Below are 562 nucleotides of genomic sequence, written 5' to 3'. Positions count from 1 at the left end.
CCCGATAAGCGAGGCGGCAATAACGATTAACGGCTCTGTCGGCCAGCCTGGTATCGCTGGGTCAGCGATGCGTACTACGATGAAAGAGAACCCCAGAGCGTAAGCAATGACACCAAGGCCCATCCAAATTTTTACGGATCTCTTGTTCGAGCGCGCTTTCTTCTCGTACCACTTACGTTGCTCGCAAATTCGTTTCTGCAGATATAGCTCTTTTCGTTCTTTTAGCGGGGATTCCCTTATTGACATCATTTCGTCGGTTGTTTGAGGGGATGCTGAATCGGTGCCGCTCAACGCGCTGCCAAGGTGACGATTGCTATCAAGGATACCTTCCATGAGCTTGCGAAAATCAGCTCTAGCGTCGGCCGCACGCGTGTCATCGAACGGCTGTGCTCGCATCGCAAAGCGCCAGGTCAATGTCTTTACTGACTCTGCCAAAGCTCTAGCTTGATACCAGACCTGCTCGGGCTTTGTGACCGACCGAAATATGAGGATTCCCATTGAGCAAAGAAACACCGCAGCATACACTCCGAAATAGGCCTTTGATGGCCGCAAATCCAAGGAG

At 51.6% G+C, this 562-nt stretch carries 1 protein-coding gene; it reads right to left on the bottom strand.

The genetic code is table 11. The features are described from left to right. On the bottom strand, nt 1-562 hold a 562-nt coding region (locus EN780_RS37015), incomplete at both ends, for a DUF4231 domain-containing protein (RefSeq protein WP_128276631.1).

This window comes from Mesorhizobium sp. M4B.F.Ca.ET.089.01.1.1, assembly GCF_004022605.1.
In the GTDB taxonomy this organism is placed as follows: Bacteria; Pseudomonadota; Alphaproteobacteria; order Rhizobiales; family Rhizobiaceae; genus Mesorhizobium; species Mesorhizobium abyssinicae.
This window is presented reverse-complemented; position numbering and strand designations above follow the sequence as displayed.